At 46.5% G+C, this 594-nt stretch carries 2 protein-coding genes; both read right to left on the bottom strand.

Translation table 11 applies throughout. The features are described from left to right. A partial coding sequence (locus N1032_RS26530) for a hypothetical protein (RefSeq protein WP_259543647.1) occupies positions 1 to 205 on the bottom strand: 205 nt, incomplete at its 3' end. Positions 206 to 226: 21 nt separating this feature from the next. Then, on the bottom strand, positions 227 to 594 hold a 368-nt coding region (locus N1032_RS26535), incomplete at its 5' end, for a hypothetical protein (RefSeq protein ID WP_259543648.1).

Raw genomic sequence — 594 nt, forward strand, 5'->3', positions numbered from 1 at the left:
GTTTAAGCTTCCCTTTGGCACCGAAACGGTCATAGGAATCATCAACGCCATTATGATTGCCATGTGCGGTGAATTTGTGCTGGAACTGGATTTTGTTGGTCACATCCAGTTTACCTGCATCACCTTCGTAAACAGTGGCAGCTACAACCTGACCGGAAACCAGACCTGCCAGAGCAGCACTAACTACGATTGCAAGTTTTTTCACAGTGATACATCTCCTTATTTATTATCGACCACGATAGCGAATCGGATTCCTCCGACTGCCATAGTAGCGCTTAGGTGCAGAGTAATACTTCTTAACGACCACGGTCTTGTTGTTGACTACAGGACGTACAGAAGCTCGATTACTCAGCACATGATGTAGCATCATCCCAGCAGCAACATTGCTGATAAGATGACCACTACTATCATACTGTTGAGCTGGTGGCTGTTGTACCACCACAACCTGTGGTTGCTGTTGGGGTGCTTGTTGATACACCACCTGAGGCTCTTGTTGTTGAACAACCATCGGAGCGGGATTCCTGTCCACTACTACCTGAGGTTTGTTGCTATCATCGCACGCTGATAATAAACCAGCGAGCAGTAAAATAGTTA

This window comes from Herbiconiux daphne, from assembly GCF_024979295.1.
Classification (GTDB): Bacteria; Actinomycetota; Actinomycetes; order Actinomycetales; family Microbacteriaceae; genus Herbiconiux; species Herbiconiux daphnes.